Below are 19607 nucleotides of genomic sequence, written 5' to 3' on the forward strand. Positions count from 1 at the left end.
CCTCTATCTATTACTTATCGTTTTTCGGTGCTAAAACTAAGAACATACTGCGTCCTTCCATTTTAGGCTTAGATTCAACTGTACTAACTTCAGCACAAGCTTCTGAGAAGCGATCTAAAACACGTTGACCGATTTCTTTATGAGTAATGGCACGTCCTTTAAAGCGAATTGACGCTTTAACCTTGTCGCCTTTCTCTAAAAACTTGATAGCATTACGAAGTTTTGTGTTAAAGTCGTGTTCATCAATTGTTGGACTTAAACGAACTTCTTTCATGCTAATTACTTTTTGATTTTTGCGCTGCTCTTTTTCTTTCTTCTGTTGCTCAAAGCGGAATTTACCGTAGTCCATAATGCGGCATACTGGCGGTTTCGCATTTGGAGCAACTAATACTAAATCAAGATTAAGATTTGCAGCTAAGTCTAAAGCGTCATTACGAGACTTGATTCCAAGTTGATCGCCATTTGCGCCAACTAAACGTACTTCACGTGCACGAATTTGCTCGTTAATCATCATATCCTTGCTAATAGTAAGCCACCTCCAAGGTTTTCTCAGAACATATTTTGTAGTCATAGAACCCGACAAAAAAAGTGCGGGCATACGACACCCACACTTGTAAAATCTTAAGTAAGAAATACATTTACCTGCTAACTGCGAATGCGTCCATCAGGTGAGAAGCGGGTGCTTCTACTTGTTCCACAAAACAATATTCTATTATCCTTGATGAGTTTATCATAGGACATGACGTCTGTCAAGAAGACGCGATGTGTTTTACTAACAACAAGAAATATTGTAACAAACAACTAACATACTTGCAATACTTTTTTATGATAAGTGTTACATGGTTATTTTTTCTAGTTTTTCTCTTTTATATTACAAAGAAAAGCCGCGGTATACCGCGGCTTTTTCTTATCGTTTTCCTTCTACTTTAATCATATCAACAAAAGCATCTAATGCGATTGTTTCTGATTTTTGTTCACCATATTTACGTACGTTTACGCCGTTTTCAGTTACTTCATTATCACCTACTACAAGCATGTACGGAATTTTTTGCATTTGTGCTTCACGGATTTTGTAACCGATCTTCTCTTCACGAGTGTCTAATTCAACACGGATACCAGCACGACGCAATTCGTCTTGTACTTTCTTCGCATAGTCTAAATGTACTTGCGGAGAAACTGGAATTACTTGTACTTGAACTGGAGCTAACCAAGTTGGGAATGCACCTTTGTATTCTTCAATTAAGAAGGCTACGAAGCGTTCCATAGTTGATACAACACCACGGTGAATTACAACTGGACGATGTTGCTTACCGTCTTCGCCAACATAAGTTAATTCAAAGCGTTCTGGAAGTAAGAAGTCTAATTGTACAGTTGAAAGTGTTTCGTCTTTTCCAAGAGCAGTACGAACTTGAACATCAAGTTTTGGACCGTAGAATGCTGCTTCACCTTCAGCTTCATAGTAATCAAGACCCATTTCATCCATAGCTTCTTTTAACATACCTTGTGCTTTTTCCCACATCTCATCATCCGCATAATACTTTTTAGTATCTGCTGGATCACGATAAGATAGACGGAATGAGTAGTTCTCTAAACCGAAATCTTTGTACACTTCTAGAGTTAAGTTTACAACACGTTTTAACTCTTCTTTAATTTGATCTGGACGAACGAAAATGTGCGCATCGTTTAAAGTCATTCCGCGTACACGTTGTAACCCAGATAACGCACCTGACATTTCATAACGGTGCATTGTTCCAAGTTCCGCAATACGGATTGGTAATTCACGGTAGCTGTGAATATCATTTTTATAAACCATCATATGGTGAGGACAGTTCATTGGACGAAGAACTAATTCTTCATTATCCATTTCCATTGATGGGAACATGCCATCACGGTAGTGATTCCAGTGACCAGAAGTTTCATATAACTCTCTACTTCCTAATACTGGAGTGTATACGTGATCATAGCCTAAGCTTGCTTCTTTATCAACGATGTAACGCTCGATAATACGACGAATTGTTGCACCCTTTGGTAACCAAAGTGGTAAACCTTGTCCTACTTTTTGGCTATTAGTAAATAGTTTTAATTCTTTACCTAATTTACGGTGATCGCGCTCTTTCGCTTCTTCAAGCATACGTAAATACTCATCTAATTCTGCTTTCTTAACGAATGCAGTACCGTAAATACGTTGTAACATTTTATTATTGCTATCGCCGCGCCAGTAAGCACCTGCAACGCTTAATAATTTAAACACTTTAATTTTCCCTGTAGATGGAAGGTGAACACCACGGCAAAGGTCGAAGAATTCGCCTTGCTCATAGATTGAAATAACTGCATCCTCTGGAAGATCGTTAATTAAATCTAATTTTAACTCATCACCAATTTCTTCAAAGCGACGAAGTGCTTCTGCACGTGGTACTTCATGACGAACGATTTCTAAGTTTTCGTTCACGATTTTTTGCATTTCTTTTTCGATTTTCTTGAAGTCTTCAACTGTAATTGCTTCTTCCATATCGATATCGTAATAGAAGCCATTTTCAATTACTGGACCAATGCCAAGCTCAAGCTTAACATCTTTATATAAACGTTTTAACGCTTGTGCTAAAAGGTGGGCTGTTGAATGGCGTAAAATATATAAGCCATCTTCAGAATCTAATGTAATAATAGAAACTGCACCATCTTCTTCGATTGGTGTAACAAGATCGATCATCTCATCGTTTAATTTTCCAGCTACAGCTTTTTTCTTTAAGCCTGGGCTAATAGAAGCTGCGATTTCTTCAGTTGTTACGCCTTTTGGAAACTCCTTCACAGCTCCATCAGGGAAAGTAATTTTAACTACATCTGCCATCACTGGTCACTCCTCTTTTTCTCAAAATAAAAAACACTCATCCCGTAAAAAGGGACGAGTGTTGAATTCGTGGTTCCACCCTTGTTCCAATTAACATAATTGTTAATTGCTCAAGTTCAACATAACGGTGTTGTCCGTTAGCAATTACTAGAAAAACCGTTCACTGCTAAAGTTTAGAGGTGGTAAGTAATAATCCCGTACTAGGAAGCTCACACCCTAAGGCTTCCCTCTCTGAAAATCGTAGAAAACTACTCATGTCCTCATCATAACATTTCGATATATTTCATTTATGTAGGTAATTATATGCTCAAAAACTTAGAAAATCAAGGGCGTTACCTTTATTTTTTAAATTTTTCACATTGCGCTCAAAATCATGTAATCCATGTAATTGGACCCGTTCTTGAAACACATTTCGCAAAGTAATAATCATATTATGGTCTTGTTCTTTCGTATATAAATAAATCTTTTTGGGCGAAATAGAAAGAAGCGGCGCAATTACTTTCGTATCAATATATACATCATTTTGCTTTAACAATTCCTCATCTATATATTGGACCAACTTCTCCTGTTTTAAACGTCTACCTTTATCATCATAAAAGATAAAGCTTTCATCAAAAATAAGATGCACGCAGGACAAGCGTGATTTACGGCTACTTACTTGTTGCCGAAGCGTCTCAATGAACATTTGGTATTCTTGCTCCATCTTATATTCATCAATTGCCACTTCCGCAAGTTTAGCCACCATTTCCCTATATGTACGAAGACGAAAACGGATATATGATGAAAACGAGAATGAGAGCGGATCACAAAGCCAATTATTTAAAGAAGACTTAATATATGACTCAAATGCGTTACGCGTTAAATCCTGAGCTACCCCTTTTCTTCTTCCCTTTAAAATCTCATGTGCCATGTGCAATATTTGATGACACTCTTCTTGTTCTTCATAAAAAAACTTTTCTTTTAAGATCGTATAAATCCACTCATTTTGTTTCACATTCACAATAAAATACACCATTACCGGCAATAAGATCTTTTCAATATAATTTGATTCACGTACTGGTATGTGAATCACCACTTTTTGTTCCTGTAAATACACACTCGTTTCCTTATATAATACTTCCGCTCTTTTCAGCAATTGTCTATATACGTGCATAGCATCATTTTTTTCTTCGAAGCAAATTTCAATCACTTTTGTCCCCCCTTTTATCCCTGCTCTAAAGGACTGTATCTATACGTTACAAATCCTATAAGAGTCCGTCCCGCGTGAAGTTCACTCTTAGTAGAATTACATTTCCTATCGTTAGAAAATCCACTCAATATGGCTTGCTAATTTTATATATATTAAGGGAGGGAGAAAAAAATGATACAAGCTACTATGAATTTTTTTATTGTATACTTTACTTATTACTAAAGGGAGGTATCTGAATGTTTGAATATAAATTCGTAAAAGTCGAATTTCATTGGGGGCTCACTCGCTCAAAACTAGCTGAAGACTACCAAGAAATTATTCAAGAACATGCTAGAGATGACTGGAGGTTCGTACAGATTGTTGCCCCTACGATTGGCAGTTCTGGACAACCTGAATATTTCGATCTCATATTTGAAAAGAAAATATCACTATAATACAAAAGAGCAAGCTTCTCAGCTTGCTCTTTTACTTATGACGACGGTTTTTCCCACCAATTGGAATTGGTTTCGCTAAATATTTAATTCGTTCCATAATACGTGCTGCCTTCATTTCTTCAGCCTCACCACGTTGTGTATACGTTAAATGATGTTCCAATTGTTTAAAATCAAAATTAGACGTAAAGAACGTCGGTAAGTTTTCTAACATACGGAATTGCAAGATTGCACCAAGCACATCATCACGCACAAAGCTCGACATCGCTTCTGCCCCGATATCATCTAACATTAAAACTTGCACGCGTTTAACCGCATCAATCTTTTCGCCAATCGAATTATCTTGAATCGAACTTTTAATTTCACGTAAAAATTCCGGGAAGTATACGAGCATCGAACTTATTTTCTTTCGAGCAAGCTCGTTCGCAATTGCTCCTAAAAGGTACGTTTTTCCTACACCAAATTTACCGTACAAATATAAACCTTGTGCTTTTTTACCTGGTTCATATGTACTTAAAAATTCATTCGCTGCGCCAATTGCATCGATACGTGCATTTAAGTCAGAAGGGTCTAAGTTTTCCATAGTTGCCTGTAAAATATCCGTTGGCATATATACACTTTGAACGAGTTTTTCATATTTCTTTCTCTCGTCATATGCTACTTTTCTAACGCAACGATCGTATTGAATATCAATCATCTTCCCTTGAATAACAAGCTTTGGCTCGTATCCTTGCAGCATATTTTTACATGCACCTAAATCCGGACAATCCACGCAACCTACACTTTGTCCAATATATTCATATAACTTCACAAGACTGCGCTCAATCATAGAAGTCGTTACTTCACCTTTATGTTCGTCTATAAATTCTTTCACACGCGGGTGCGCCATTACTTCTGCCTTTAATACTTCATATCTATTTTTAAAGTTTTCATTTTCCATTAATTTTGTAAATGAATTTTGAATATGCTCCATTTTCTCACCTCAAAGAGCGTTCATTCTCTTCTATTAATCACGCTTATATTTTTTTAACACTTCTTCTAATCGTTTTCGTTCATCTTCTAGCGTACTTGCATCTTTTTCTACACTTACATCTTTCTTCGCCGTTTCTTTCTCTTGTTCTTTCGGCTCTTCTTCCTTAAGCCAATCTGGCACCATTTCTTTTCGTACCGTTTTCTTCGCCGTACGGCCTTTTTTCTTCGTCTCAGCCCACTCTTGATATTGACGGTTCTCTTCTTTCGCTAACGCCATCGCGTCCGCTACTGTACCGACCTTTTTACGTGCCCAATGCCCAGCAATCTTCTCGACATACGTTTTCGCAAGTTTCATATCTGAGCGTAGCATAACGTAATAAATAAGTACATTCACAACTCCTGGTGTCAATTTTTGATTAATCATGACATCTTCAACGATTTGCAAGTCCGCTTTCGTTGCCTCTGCACCACCAGAAATCTCTTTCAATAGTTGTTTTGGCGAGATTTCCTCTAGCTGCTTTATTAACATCTCCTCTTGTGATGAAGGCTCTTTCTCTTTCATCGTACGTGCAGCATGAGGCTGTACTCTTTCACTTAGTACCGGTAATGCTTGACCATTTTCAAATTGATACCAATCGCGCGCTCCTTTTCTAAGCCTTTCCATATCAATTGTTTGCATCTCCGTCACCGCACCAAGAACGATATTTTGCATCGATAACACATCTACACCATACACGTAAGCAAGTGTTATAACGCAGTCTCTTACTTGATCTGTAATCGCCTTTTTAGGAACAAGAGCGGACAATCCATCTACAAATAAAGAGAAATCAAAGAAATCATTCCAAACTTTCGGAGCGTCTCCCTTCTCGTTACTTGGCATAGTTGTCGTTTTTGGAATACGAAGGTCTTCTTGCGCATGCTCAAGCTGTCCTGGATTAAACGAACCAAACACATCATTGAAAGAGCGCGTAACATTTTCATAAGAAGCAAAATCAAATTCTTCTTCTAAGAAATATTGCTTTACTTGATTATATTTTGTCCGACTCAATCGATTGTATAAAAAGATACTTAAAACAATATCATCAAAAAACTGCTTCGGAGATAAAGGTGGTTGCAACTCATATATGAACATTCGAATATCTTTTTCTTTCTTAATATATACCTTCAAAAGCCCAATTGCCTCTAACTTTACTCGTTCCTCATATATTTCAGGAAGTTGCATTTGCATAGTCACCATAAGGGAATGATGTGTATTCTCTTTTCCAAATACACGATCTTGCTCTAGCTCCCCCCATAGTGTCATGTATAAGCTAAAAGCTCTACTACCTATTAACGGCTGATACAACATCGTCAATACTTTTCGGTCGTAATTATGCAGTAGCCCTTTCGCACTTACTTTATAACGATCAATCGGCAATAGCTCCATCCATGACTGTTTTTCCATTCTTGCTTTTCCTTTCTCTCATCCAATCTATCCTCTACTTCATTCCTTCTATCTTCATTATATAAATTCTTAGTGAAAAAGAGCTATTAGCTTTCGCTTCTAGCTCTCTTATCCTATTACTTACGGTATGTAAAGAGAATAAAATACAACTTCTACTCTCTTTCTTTTTGCAGTATATCTTTTAATTCTTCAATAAATACATTTAAATCTTTAAATTGACGATATACAGAAGCAAAACGTACATAAGCAACATCATCAATATCGCGAAGTTCTTCCATAACAATTTCACCAATCATATCACTTTTCACTTCTGATATACCTAAATTACGCAGTTCACGTTCCACGCTTTGTGTTACTTCTTCTAATTGTCTTAAAGATACTGGTCTTTTTTCACACGCTTTAATTAAACCGCGTAAAATCTTTTCTTTATTAAACTCTTCTCGTGTGCCTTCTTTTTTAACAACGATAAGAGGTGACTCTTCTACCCTTTCAAAGGTCGTAAAGCGACTTAAACAACTTTCACACTCTCTTCTTCTTCGAATAGAGCGCCCCTCGTCTACCGGACGCGAATCTAACACTCTTGTACCATTATGAGAACAGGATGGACAACGCAATTCATTCACTCCTTTACACTATACTCTTTATTTTTCTCTACTCAATTCACCTAAAATATATATACAATATTATATAACTCATTCTAACTCTCTTACCACTTTAAGTTTCAGCGCATCACTTTATCATCTCATACTTAAAAATAAGATGGTATATAGGGCACTACCTCATTTGCAAGAGTCCAATGTATTCAACTAACGAGTACGTTATATTTTTCCTTTTTTATAAACTAAAAAAGAGGTGCATTATACACCTCTTTACATTTTAAATCAATTATGTTCTTTTTTAAAGAGCTTTTGTTTCTCTCTGCTTAATTTCGAAGCTACCAGTGCCTCGAGGAAGCTCGATGCTCTCACGCGTTTTCGCGTTTAAACCTTCTGCAATATATTCTGCAGCAACATTTGGATCAATACGATCCCCACAAGTATAAACATCAATACTTGCGTAACCGTGCTCCGGAAAGCTATGAATTGTTAAATGTGATTCTGAGATAATTACTACTCCACTTACACCTTGTGGTGCAAATTTATGGAAAGCAACCTCACGCACTTCAGCACCAGCTCTTAGTGCTGCATCCACAAATAATTGTTCAATATACGGCATGTCATTAAGCTTGTCGAAATCGCAATCCCAAAGTTCAGCGATCACGTGACGACCCATCGTATCCATAGTATCCATTCTACAGTTCCCCCTTGTAAATTTATTCTAACTGTTCGAATTGAAAACTAATTTGCAATTTGGCTTGCTCCACTACCACGGGGGAAAGTTAGTCCAGAGAGGTCCTAACCCTTTAAGTAGTGACTACGTACCTCAGCTCTTAAGTTTACGAGTGTTAGTATACTTTGTTTATTTTCATTTTGCAACAACAGTTTTTTCGATTTTCTGTCATATTTTCCTCTTTACTTTTCCCTAAAAAAAATAAACGATTCACAAATGCAGTAATCACAACGTTTCGTGGTATGTCCACTTTTTAAAATATACTTATATAATTTTTTTCCTTTTCAGAAAAAAATAAAAAAAGAGGGCAAATATTGCCTTGCCCTCTCCTCCCTTATTCACTTAAATGTGTTGCACATTTTCTTGTTTCGCTAACTCTTCAACAACTAACGTTACAAGATCTACAACACGACGAGAGTAGCCCCACTCGTTATCATACCAAGCAAGTACTTTCACTTTACGATCACCCATTACCATTGTAGATAAACCATCGATAATAGCTGAATGTGTATTTGTATTAAAGTCGATAGATACTAAAGGCTCTTCGCTGAATTCTACAATACCTTTTAACGCACCGTTTGCAACAGTTTTGAATGCATCATTAATAGCTTCAACTGTCACATCGCGTTTTACATCTACTACTAAGTCAACAAGAGACACGTTTGGTGTTGGTACACGAAGTGCCATACCATGAAGTTTTCCGTTTAAGTGCGGAAGAACTTTTGCTAGCGCTTTCGCAGCACCTGTCGTTGTCGGAATGATTGATTGTCCGCAAGCACGTGCTCTTCTTAAATCTTTATGTGGGTTATCAATATTTTTTTGGTCATTTGTATAAGCGTGAACTGTCGTCATTAAACCGTTTTCAATTCCAAACTGCTCATCTAACACCTTCACAACAGGCGCTAAACAGTTTGTTGTACAAGATGCATTTGAAATAACAGTATGTTTTGTAATATCTAATTGGTCTTCATTCACACCAACTACAATTGTTACATCTTCATTTTTACCAGGCGCTGTTAAAATAACTTTTTTCGCTCCAGCTTCAACGTGAAGAATTGCTTTTTCTTTCGAATTAAATTTACCAGTTGCTTCAATTACAACTTCAACACCTAAATCTGTCCAAGGCAATTCCTTTGGATCGCGGTTGTTTAAAAGGCGAATCATTTTTCCATCAACTAATAAGTGATCTTCAAATGCTTCTACTGTTCCGTCAAACTTGCCATGAACTGTATCATATTTAATTAAGTGTGCTAACGTTTCAGATGGATAGCTTGCATTGATTGCTACAATTTCGAATGCGCTTTCTTTTATTGCTTGACGAAATACCATTCTCCCAATACGTCCAAATCCATTAATTGCCACACGAGTCATAATATGTTATCCCCCTTGAATGCGTTATACTATTTATCTCCAATCCCAATAATAGTATAACACAAAAAGAAGATATGTCACTAAGCATTTTCATTAATTTCACAATTTTTTAGTCAATAATGTTCCACTTCTTTAAAATTACCTGCAATTGTGTTTTCGTTCCCATAATTGTGCCATCATTATTTATCACTTCATCTGCATTTTTCACTTTTTCTTCTAACGGCATTTGAGATTGAATACGAGCTGTTGCTTCTTCTTCTGAAAAGTTATTTCGTTTCATTAAACGCTCTAATTGCGTATGCGGCTTAACTGCTACAACTAAAACGCGGTCAACAAGACTTGTTAATTTGCTTTCAAATAAGAGAGGAATATCTAACACAACCGCTTGCATATCTTCTTTTATGTACATCTCCTTTTGCCTATTCATTTCCTCACGCACTGCAGGATGAACAATTTTATTTAACTGCAATCGTTTTTCTTCATTATAGAAAACGACACTTCCCAGTTTTGGACGATCTAGTTCTCCATCTTCTTGTAACACTTCCGTTCCAAATACTTCTACTATTTTGTTATATGCTGGTTTTCCTTGCTCTACAACTTCTCGTGCAATAATATCTGCATCAATAACCGGTATGCTTAGTTCACGAAACATTTGAGATACTGTACTTTTTCCACTTGCAATGCCTCCTGTTAATCCAATTACTACTGTCATAATAAGCCTCCTCATAATAAAAGGCGCGAAACTAATGTTCCACGCCCATACTTACATTTTCCAAATTCCAATTATAATGAGTAATACCCCAGGCAGGAATGTAAATTTTTGTAACCACTTCATATTCGATAAAACCGTTCCAAGTTTCATTCCAATAAATAAAAACAAAGAACTCATAATCGCAACTAATATCGCCATCATAGCGGGTGCATACCCTAATAAAGATGCACCAATTCCGGCACCAAATGAGTCTACAGAAAGAGCGATACCAAGAAGCAATGCCTCTCCTGCAGAAATGGTGCCTGATTTATCAAAATCTGCTACAGTCGGTTTCCGTAAAATTTGAATCACTAGCCCTAGCGAGGCAATCTCTAATTTCCAGACCTTCTCCTCTTGCTTCGGTTCTTCTTTTTTTTCACTTCGAAAAAATTGATACAATACCCAAATCCCTATTCCAATAAGAACAAGCCCACCGATACGCGTTGCGATAACAGGTGAAAATACTTTCGCGATCATATGTCCAATTCCCATTGAAACAAGCATAACAGCCGCTGAACACATTCCGATAATTATAATTGATCTTAGTGGAATTCTTACGCTTCTTAAACCATATGTTAGCCCTACACTACAGCTATCTAAGCTTAATGTAAAAGCTAATAAAATAAGAGATAAATAAAGGTACATCGGTAAGCTCCTCCCTTATACATAGCTCTGCTGTATGTATATGACAAATGCCTATCCGATGTTATCTCTTTTCTATATTCTTGGCTGACAAATTGGGCAGTAATGCGTTCCTCTTCCGCCAACAACTGTTTTTTCTAATATCGTACCGCAAGTTACACACGGTTCTCCTTTTTTTCCGTATACATTTAGGAGTTCTTGGAACGAACCAATTTGCCCTTGTGAGTTGATATACGTTCGAATTGTACTTCCGCCACGCTTCACTGCTTCGCCTAGCGTTGTAACGGTAGCCTCATAAATTCGCTCAATTTCTTCTATTGTCAAAGACGAAGCTTCTCGTTCCGGATGAATTTGAGAACGGAATAAAACTTCATCTACATATATATTTCCAAGCCCTACTAAAAGACGCTGGTCCAATAGCACAACTTTTATTTTACGATTTGTCTTTTGCAATCTTTCTTGTAAATACTGTGGTGTCATTTCAGCATCAAACGGCTCCGGACCTAAGTCAGCAAGAGGCATTTGGTTCATCTCTTCACCTTTCTTAAAGAGATGCATCGTACCAAACTTTCTCACATCTTTATAATGTAATTCAGTTCCATCTGTAAATAAGAAACGGACGTGCGTATGTTTATCAATCGGCTCGTCCTCTTGATGTAGTAAAAACTTACCTTCCATACGCAAATGTGAAACAATAACATAATTTGTTACATATAGAAGCAAAAACTTTCCTCTTCGCTTTATATTTTCAATCTTCTCGCCTTTTAGCATTTCTTTAAAGATTTCTGCATCATCCGGTCGTTTCACTATTTTTGGATAAGTAACAATAACATCTTCAATCGTTTTTCCTGTTACAAGATTTTCAAGTGTCCGTCTGACGTTTTCAACCTCTGGTAATTCAGGCATTTCATCACTTCCTTATTTTGCGTCGTACCAAGTTGGACCGTAAGAATAATCAACTTTCAGCGGAACTGCGAGTTCAATTGCATGCTCCATTACTTCAGGTACAAGCTGCTCTAATTTTTCAATTTCTTCTTTTGGTGCTTCAAATATTAATTCATCGTGTACTTGCAGAAGAAGACGCGCTTGTAATCCTTCTTCTTCTAAACGATCTGCCATAATAATCATCGCTTTTTTAATTATATCTGCTGCAGTACCTTGAATTGGTGTATTCATCGCTGTACGCTCAGCGAAGCTACGTAAATTGAAATTACGACTCGTAATTTCTGGAATATAACGGCGACGATTTAATAATGTAGCCACATATCCTTTTTGTTTCGCATCTTTTACGATGTCCTCCATATATTCTTGTACACCAGGGAAACTTTCTAAATACTTTTCAATAAATTCCGCTGCTGCTTTTCTTGTAATTCCTAAGTTTTGTGAAAGACCATAATCACTAATACCATACACAATTCCGAAGTTAACAGCTTTCGCTTGTCGTCTCATATTTGAAGTGACTTCATCTTTTTCAACGCCAAATACATCCATAGCTGTTTTCGTATGAATATCCATGTCATGCTGGAATGCTTCAACTAGCCCTTTATCATTTGCAATATGAGCTAATACACGCAGTTCGATTTGTGAATAGTCAGCCGCATACATAATCCAACCTTCTTCTGATGGAACAAATGCCTGACGAATCTTTCTTCCTTCTTCTAATCGAATCGGGATATTTTGCAAGTTCGGATCCGTTGAACTTAATCGACCTGTTTGCGTTAACACTTGATTAAAGCGAGTATGAATTTTAGATGAATCTTCATGTACAACTTTCAGTAAACCTTCAATATAAGTTGAATTTAGCTTCCCTAATTGACGATAATGTAAAATGTTTGGAATAATTTCATGGCGATCCATAAGCTTGTCTAATACATCAGCTGACGTAGAATAACCTGTTTTCGTCTTTTTAATAACCGGTAAGTTTAAGTTCTCAAACAGAATTACACCAAGCTGCTTCGGTGAATTAATATTAAATTCTGTTCCCGCAAGCTTATAAATTTCCTGTTCCATTTCCTTTAATCTACCTGCGAGTTCTTCTCCCATATTACGAAGACGCTCCGTATCAACTTTTACACCTTTTACTTCCATATCAGCTAATACACGCGCAAGTGGCAGTTCTAACTCTGTAAACAGTTCATATTGCTCATTCTTCTTTAACTCTTCAACGAATGTTTGCTTTACATCATATAATACATGCACTTTACGAGCCACATGCTCCGCTACTACTTCTAACTCTGGAACAGCACGCTTCGCACCTTTTCCGTAAACTTCTTCATCTGATTTCACAGCATGCGTTTCTTTCATTTTCGCTACAGTACGGAAATCTTTATCTGTATCAGCCGGGTCAAGTAAATAAGCAGCGATTAATAGATCAAAGTCAATCCCTTGCATATCTATCCCATTCCATTTCAGTGCAACGATTGCTCGCTTCGCATCAAATGTATGCTTTCTCATTTCTCCATTTGCAAGCCATGCTTTAAATGCATCCGATGCAAGAGCAATATCCTTCTGAATAAAGTAGCAACCATTTTCATTTTGAATACCAAAGCCTTGAATGTCCGCCTTATGATAATTATCTTCTTGCACTTCTACGATAAGCGCACTATCTTGCTGAAGCATTTCTTCTGTAACTTCTTCCACAATATCAAATGTAATATCATCTAATTCAGCTGGAGCTGTTTCTTCTGGCGTAACGCCTAATTTATTTAAAAGAGATGTAAATCCTAAACTCTCGAACATTGGAATCACATCACTTGCTTCATATCCTTTATACGCCATATCATCCACATGAACTGTAATCGGCGCATCTGTAATAATAGTCGCAAGATCTTTACTCATAAGAGCTTGTTCTTTATTTTCTTCTAGTTTTTCTTTTAATTTCTTCCCGCTTACTTGATCTAGATTTTCATACACTTCTTCAACCGTTCCAAACTGTGTTAACAATTTAATCGCCGTTTTTTCACCAACTCCTGGTACACCCGGAATATTATCTGATTGGTCTCCCATTAAACCTTTCATATCGATAATTTGCTTTGGTGATAAGCTATATTTTTCAAATAAAGCTTCTTTCGTATATTCATCTACTTCCGTAATCCCTTTTCGCGGAATACATACAAGCGTGTTATCAGAAACAAGTTGAAGTAAATCTTTATCTCCTGAAATAACTTTTACACTTGCTCCTTGTTCACTCGCTTCTTTTGCTAGCGTTCCCATAATATCATCCGCTTCATAATTTTCTAATTCATAACGCGGTACGTTGAATGCATCCAGCATCTCACGAATAAACGGGAACTGCTCTGATAATTCAGGTGGAGTCTTTTGACGTCCTCCTTTATACTCACTATACGTTTTATGACGGAAGGTTGTTTTGCCTGCATCAAACGCCACTAACATATGAGTTGGCTTTTCTTCCTCTAATATTCTCATTAACATCATTGTAAAACCGTAAATTGCGTTCGTATGTATACCTTTGTCGTTATTTAAAAGCGGTAGTGCAAAGAAAGCACGATACGCGATATTATTACCATCTACTAATACGACCTTTTTTTCCAAAATTGAAACCTCCCCATACAAATTTGAAATGATTTTTTTCACAGAAAAAAACCGTTCCTTTCCTCTCTCTATATTAACATGACTAATAGAGAGAAGAAAAATAACGGTTATTTTCTTTCATATATAAAACAGACTTATATTGGCATAAAGGGAAGTGACGAGAACAGCTTAACTATTCTCGTCCAAAATTACTCCTTGGATGAAGGGGTTTTCATGTATTATATTAACAGAGCTTTATTAATATTTAATTAAGCCATTGTTAATATATTGTAAACATCCTTCATCCTATTTTTCAGTTGCTGATTTTGGTAAAACAACTGTAAATGTTGTCCCTTCCCCAACTTCACTATCCACTGTAATTGTACCGTGATGCGCCTCTACTAAATGCTTTACAATTGATAATCCGAGGCCTGTACCACCAGTATTTCTACTTCTCGCTTTATCCACTCGGTAAAAGCGTTCAAAAATACGCGGAATTTCCTCTTTACTAATACCAATTCCAGTATCCGATACTTTTATATAAGCATTATACTTATCTTCCGCTAACTCTACTGAAACAACGCCTCCAGCCGGTGTATATACGATCGCGTTATTTATTAAATTAATAAAGATTTGTTTCAAACGACTTGGATCTCCAATAACAGAAGCACGTTTTAATACATTCACTTGTAAAGAGATTTCTTTTTCTCCTGCTTTATTATCAAGCACCATATGAATATCTTCAAGCAGCCCCTTCATGTCAACGGTTCCCATATTTAATTTAAATCCTTGTTGTTCGATCTTTGACAAATCTAATAAATCTTCAATTAATCCTTGCATGCGCTCACTTTCTTTTAAAATAATGTGCAAGAAATGTTCGCAGAATTTTTTATTATCCATCGCTCCGTCTAAGAGTGTTTCTGAAAAACCTTTAATAGAAGTAATCGGTGTCTTTAATTCATGAGAAACATTCGCTAAAAAGTCTTTTCTCATTTGTTCTAATTTCTTTAACTCTGTTATGTCATGGAATACGAGAACAATCCCTTTCCATTCATGGTTTGTCCCGATAATCGGCGCTCCATATACTTCGAAATGCTTCCGCTCAATTCCAAGTGGCAATAACATTTGTTTACGCACTTTCACTTCTGTCATAAAGATTTCTTCTACAAGCTCAATAATTTCTGTATGATGAAACGATTCATAATATAAGCGATCTAAATATTCTTCATCTGTTACGTGGAAAGTTTCCTTATAAGAGCGGTTTACAAGGTTTATATACCCGCGGCTATCAATTAAAATCATTCCGCTTCCCATATTTTCAATTAACGTATGCAGACGATCTTGCTGCATTTCTTGTTCAAGTGTCATCTCTTGTAAGTTACGAGCTAAAATATTAATCGCTTTACTCAGCATTCCTGTTTCATCCGAATGACTTTCGTATGCACGTGCTTTATAATTACCCTTTGCCAATTCAATTGCAACTTTTGTAACCGATTCAATCGGCCTAATATATTGCCCTGTAATTTTCATACCTAAAAATACAACTACGAGACAAGCAATAACAAATCCGATAATTAATAATCCCCACGTTTTTTGATGTACGTCTTTTAAAGGATCGATTGTACTTTTCACCAAAACGTATCCTTGTTTTCCTTCTACATCTTGAACGAACACCGCATGATAAAATTCATTCTTTCGATCTGTCTCTTTCGTAATCACTTTACTTCGTTGTTTTGCCAATTCCGAAGTAAGTTCTTTAATCGTCTCTGGACTAAATGCCAATTCTTGTCCTTTTCTATATTGAACTTTCTTTTTTTCATCCACAAATACGATAGAAGCTGGTATTTTTTCTTCTAACTTTTCAAATACGTATGGATTTTTTAAGACATTATCAAAACCTTGCTCTTCTGCTAACGCCGCAACATACTCCGTCTCTTTTACCATTCTCTCTTTAGCATGATCTATATAGTAGTTTTCAAACACAGTTTCTAGCAATAAACCTAGTCCAACTAAAATAAATACAATAAGAGAAACAAATGTAAAAAGAAGCCTGGAACGAAATTTATTCATTCCCTTTTGGCTCCTCTAATTTATATCCTAAACCACGTATCGTTTTAATGTACGTCGGTTTTTTCGTATTTTGTTCAATTTTATCGCGCAAATGGCTAATATGAACATCAACAATTCGTGTATCACCAGCAAAATCGTAATTCCATACAGCACTTAATAATTGATCACGCGTCAACACGCGACTTTTATTTTTCGCAAGATACACAAGTAGTTCAAATTCTTTTGGTGTTAATTCAAGCTTTCTTCCTTGGAAATAAGCCTCATAAAACTCCGGTAAAATTTTAAGTTCTGCAATTGTGATGCTATCTTCATCTGGCGCTTCTGCAACTTGTTCTTCTTGTTGTAATTTCGTGCGGCGCAAAATCGCCTTCACACGAGCAACAACTTCCCTTGGACTAAATGGCTTCGTCATATAATCATCTGCCCCAAGTTCAAGGCCTAGCACCTTATCAAACTCATCATCTTTTGCCGTTAACATTAAAATCGGCGTCATAACGCGCTGCAATCGTAATTCTTTACACACTTCCATACCATCCATTTTCGGAAGCATTAAATCTAATATAATTAAATCTGGGCGTTCTGTTGTCGCTTTTTGAAGCGCCATTTCTCCATCCATCGCTGTTATAACTTCAAACCCAGCTTGTTGTAAATTAAATTCGATTAAAGTTAAGATAAATTCCTCATCATCAACTACTAAAATACGATTGTTCATTCTTTTCCTCCAAGTTATAGACTTGAAACCTTCTTCATCCTAGTATTTTCCCCGTTATTCTCATCATACTAGAAAACAAGGTCCCTCTCAATATAATTGTCTATTCATGGAGATCGTTTGTGTAGAATTGAGAAAATAGAAGTAATTACGATTCACCTGCAACTATACAGGATTTTGCCAAACTTTATAGATTACTCTCTCTTCTTTAAAGCTCACTTCCGTATGAACTATAAAATCTTGATTTTGTGCTAGGAAAAACGAAAGAGCATACGCTATTTTATAATCCGGTGTTTCATATCCATCAAATACTCTCCCGTACATTTCATTCGCAACCCCGTCTGCCCACACTTCAGCTTCTCTTACCGTTTCAAAGATAACGTTTTCTCCTTTCCACCTCATCTTAAAGAATCACTCCTTCCATTGACTTAAATTATTAAATTATAATATAGTAAATATTGTTAATCCAATAATCTGAATATAAAAAGGGGTCTATTATGCGACTATTACTACCTATTTTAACTTTAGTAGTAACATGTTTCCTTACTTTTAACGTACCGAGCTGGGATACGATTAAAACGGGGTGCTCAGAATTTGCTGAAGGGTTCAAAGAAGGATTTTTCAACTAAAAATAGCGCTAGCATCCTTATTCAAGGTATGCTAGCGCTATTCATATTTTCATCTTTTAAAAATTATCTAATGCTTTTTCCATAATGGAAACAGATTTAAAAGGCGGCGTGACTGTTAATGAACCTTTTACAACAGTTTCTCCTTTTTCATCATGAGCAGATACAAGCATATCAATTGTATGTTCCTCCTCAGAAACAGCCACAACTTCAAAGTGGATTTGTAACGTTTCATAATGGTGAACATGCTTCACGAACGTAAGGTCCTTTCTCGTAATATGACTTCCTGGACCCGGTAAATATTTCGTAACCGCCGTTGTAATCATTCCCGTTAGCATAATGCTTGGTACAATCGGCTTTTCATACGGAGTTTGGGATGCGTAATCATGCTGAATATATAATGGATTGGCATCATTCGTTAACCCTAAGTACAATAACAAATCTTTATCCTCAATTTTTTCAGTGATAGATAATTTCTCTCCTACTGTAATTTCATCCATTTTACGACCAATTTGAACTTTTTTCTTTAACATGTTACAACCCCCTCCGATTTTTTCACCTTATTATCCTACTAAAAGCGATACCTTATCCGAAATTTACTATGATGAGGGCAATGTATAGTATAAATCTATAGTTTCATTATAGGATACTACAAATGATAGCGTTTTCATATTATTTCAAAAAAACAATTCGGTAAATAGTAGAAAAAGATTCGGAATCCCGAATCTTTTTCACTACTATTCAATTATTAAACAAGAACTTTCATTACGTTACGTACAGATTCTACAGAGCGATCTAACGCTTCTTTTTCATCTGCAAGAAGTTCTAATTCAATAATTTTTTCAATTCCGTTACCACCTAGAATTACTGGTACCCCTAAGTAAAGGTCACTATAACCATACTCACCTTCAAGGTACGCAATAGCTGGTAATACACGGCGTTGATCTTTTAAGATTGCTTCTGTCATTTCAACTAAAGAAGCTGCTGGTGCGTAATATGCACTACCGTTTCCTAATAAGCCTACAATCTCACCGCCACCTTTACGTGTACGTTCTACGATTGCTTCTAAACGCTCTTTCGGAATTAACGTTTCTAACGGAATACCGCCTGCATAAGAATAACGCACAAGAGGTACCATGTCGTCACCGTGTCCACCAAGAACAAATCCTGTAATGTCTTTCACAGAAAGATTTAATTCTTGTGCGATGAATGTACGGAAACGAGCTGTATCTAATACGCCCGATTGGCCAATTACACGCTCTTTCGGGAATCCTGCTTCTTTAAATACAGAATATGTCATTGCATCAACTGGATTTGTTAACACAACAATAATTGCATTTGGTGAATGTTTTGCAATGTCGCGCGTAATACTTTTCATAATTTTAGAGTTCGTTGCTACTAAGTCATCACGGCTCATACCAGGCTTACGTGCAATACCTGCTGTAATAACGACAACGTCAGAATCAGCAGTATCTGCGTAATCAGATGTTCCAATAATGTTAGCATCAAAACCTTGTACTGGGCTCGCTTCTAACATATCTAACGCTTTCCCTTTTGTTGGATTTTCCAGTTGTGGAATGTCCACTAATACAACATCTGCAAGTTCTTTTTGTGCTAATAAGAATGCCGTTGTTGCTCCTGTAAATCCTGCACCGATGACTGAAACTTTCTTGCGTTTGATTGTCATAATTTACCCC

At 36.5% G+C, this 19607-nt stretch carries 19 protein-coding genes and 2 other annotated features; of the genes, 2 read left to right on the top strand and 17 right to left on the bottom strand.

What is annotated here, in order from left to right:
• Positions 1–10: 10 nt before the first annotated feature.
• The 3 genes from infC to ytxC form a co-directional block, all read right to left on the bottom strand.
• Complete coding sequence (infC, locus tag MHH27_RS23805) at positions 11–514, bottom strand: translation initiation factor IF-3 (RefSeq protein ID WP_000973215.1); 504 nt, start codon at positions 512–514, stop codon at positions 11–13.
• A 62-nt stretch (positions 515–576) separates the two neighbouring features.
• Positions 577–697: a sequence feature (ribosomal protein L20 leader region), on the bottom strand.
• Positions 698–907: 210 nt separating this feature from the next.
• On the bottom strand, positions 908–2845 hold the full coding sequence (gene thrS / locus MHH27_RS23810) for a threonine--tRNA ligase (protein WP_090976937.1): 1938 nt from the start codon (positions 2843–2845) through the stop codon (positions 908–910).
• A gap of 47 nt (positions 2846–2892) precedes the next feature.
• Positions 2893–3121, bottom strand: a binding site (T-box leader).
• A gap of 31 nt (positions 3122–3152) precedes the next feature.
• Positions 3153–4034: a putative sporulation protein YtxC gene (gene ytxC, locus MHH27_RS23815; RefSeq protein ID WP_000569629.1), complete on the bottom strand. Its 882-nt coding sequence runs from the start codon at positions 4032–4034 to the stop codon at positions 3153–3155.
• Positions 4035–4270: 236 nt separating this feature from the next.
• On the opposite strand from ytxC, the gene MHH27_RS23820 reads away from it, so the two are divergent.
• Positions 4271–4468, top strand: a complete 198-nt coding sequence (locus MHH27_RS23820; RefSeq protein WP_000464454.1) for a DUF4177 domain-containing protein — start codon at positions 4271–4273, stop codon at positions 4466–4468.
• Between the two features lie 31 nt (positions 4469–4499).
• Here the strand turns inward: MHH27_RS23820 and dnaI are convergent, their stop codons facing one another.
• The 12 genes from dnaI to MHH27_RS23880 all read right to left on the bottom strand — a co-directional run bounded on the left by dnaI (position 4500) and on the right by MHH27_RS23880 (position 17686).
• A complete protein-coding gene (gene dnaI / locus MHH27_RS23825) occupies positions 4500–5438 on the bottom strand; it encodes a primosomal protein DnaI (protein WP_000400120.1) in 939 nt (312 codons plus the stop codon).
• A 33-nt stretch (positions 5439–5471) separates the two neighbouring features.
• On the bottom strand, positions 5472–6881 hold the full coding sequence (locus MHH27_RS23830; protein ID WP_000415025.1) for a replication initiation and membrane attachment family protein: 1410 nt from the start codon (positions 6879–6881) through the stop codon (positions 5472–5474).
• A gap of 152 nt (positions 6882–7033) precedes the next feature.
• Positions 7034–7495: a transcriptional regulator NrdR gene (nrdR, locus tag MHH27_RS23835; RefSeq protein WP_001203687.1), complete on the bottom strand. Its 462-nt coding sequence runs from the start codon at positions 7493–7495 to the stop codon at positions 7034–7036.
• A gap of 283 nt (positions 7496–7778) precedes the next feature.
• Positions 7779–8162 (bottom strand): adenosylmethionine decarboxylase, encoded by a 384-nt coding sequence (gene speD, locus MHH27_RS23840; protein WP_002003660.1) that lies wholly within the window; start codon positions 8160–8162, stop codon positions 7779–7781.
• A gap of 390 nt (positions 8163–8552) precedes the next feature.
• Complete coding sequence (locus MHH27_RS23845) at positions 8553–9581, bottom strand: glyceraldehyde-3-phosphate dehydrogenase (protein ID WP_000198974.1); 1029 nt, start codon at positions 9579–9581, stop codon at positions 8553–8555.
• Between the two features lie 109 nt (positions 9582–9690).
• On the bottom strand, positions 9691–10293 hold the full coding sequence (gene coaE, locus MHH27_RS23850) for a dephospho-CoA kinase (protein ID WP_053563572.1): 603 nt from the start codon (positions 10291–10293) through the stop codon (positions 9691–9693).
• Between the two features lie 51 nt (positions 10294–10344).
• Entirely contained in the window at positions 10345–10977 is a 633-nt protein-coding gene (gene ytaF / locus MHH27_RS23855) for a sporulation membrane protein YtaF (protein WP_000281743.1), read from the bottom strand.
• Between the two features lie 72 nt (positions 10978–11049).
• Positions 11050–11880: a DNA-formamidopyrimidine glycosylase gene (mutM, locus tag MHH27_RS23860; protein WP_090976929.1), complete on the bottom strand. Its 831-nt coding sequence runs from the start codon at positions 11878–11880 to the stop codon at positions 11050–11052.
• A gap of 12 nt (positions 11881–11892) precedes the next feature.
• The gene (gene polA, locus MHH27_RS23865; RefSeq protein ID WP_053563570.1) at positions 11893–14526 is read right to left on the bottom strand and encodes a DNA polymerase I; all 2634 of its coding nucleotides are present in this window, start codon (positions 14524–14526) and stop codon (positions 11893–11895) included.
• A 285-nt stretch (positions 14527–14811) separates the two neighbouring features.
• Entirely contained in the window at positions 14812–16575 is a 1764-nt protein-coding gene (gene phoR, locus MHH27_RS23870) for a sensory box histidine kinase PhoR (protein WP_001032099.1), read from the bottom strand.
• On the bottom strand, positions 16568–17287 hold the full coding sequence (gene phoP / locus MHH27_RS23875) for a two-component system response regulator PhoP (protein ID WP_001065220.1): 720 nt from the start codon (positions 17285–17287) through the stop codon (positions 16568–16570). Before phoP ends, phoR begins: the two co-directional genes overlap by 8 nt.
• Positions 17288–17449: 162 nt before the next feature.
• A complete protein-coding gene (locus MHH27_RS23880) occupies positions 17450–17686 on the bottom strand; it encodes a hypothetical protein (protein WP_053563568.1) in 237 nt (78 codons plus the stop codon).
• A 95-nt stretch (positions 17687–17781) separates the two neighbouring features.
• On the opposite strand from MHH27_RS23880, the gene MHH27_RS23885 reads away from it, so the two are divergent.
• Positions 17782–17913, top strand: a complete 132-nt coding sequence (locus MHH27_RS23885; RefSeq protein WP_001238014.1) for a hypothetical protein — start codon at positions 17782–17784, stop codon at positions 17911–17913.
• A gap of 56 nt (positions 17914–17969) precedes the next feature.
• Here MHH27_RS23885 and MHH27_RS23890 read toward each other — a convergent pair whose 3' ends face one another.
• Both MHH27_RS23890 and mdh read right to left on the bottom strand, forming a co-directional pair.
• On the bottom strand, positions 17970–18443 hold the full coding sequence (locus MHH27_RS23890) for a MaoC family dehydratase (RefSeq protein WP_000914180.1): 474 nt from the start codon (positions 18441–18443) through the stop codon (positions 17970–17972).
• Between the two features lie 215 nt (positions 18444–18658).
• Entirely contained in the window at positions 18659–19597 is a 939-nt protein-coding gene (mdh, locus tag MHH27_RS23895; protein ID WP_000153232.1) for a malate dehydrogenase, read from the bottom strand.
• Between the last annotated feature and the right edge of the window lie 10 nt (positions 19598–19607).

The sequence above is a fragment of the Bacillus sp. FSL L8-0152 genome (genome assembly GCF_038006365.1).
GTDB lineage: Bacteria > Bacillota > Bacilli > Bacillales > Bacillaceae_G > Bacillus_A > Bacillus_A cereus.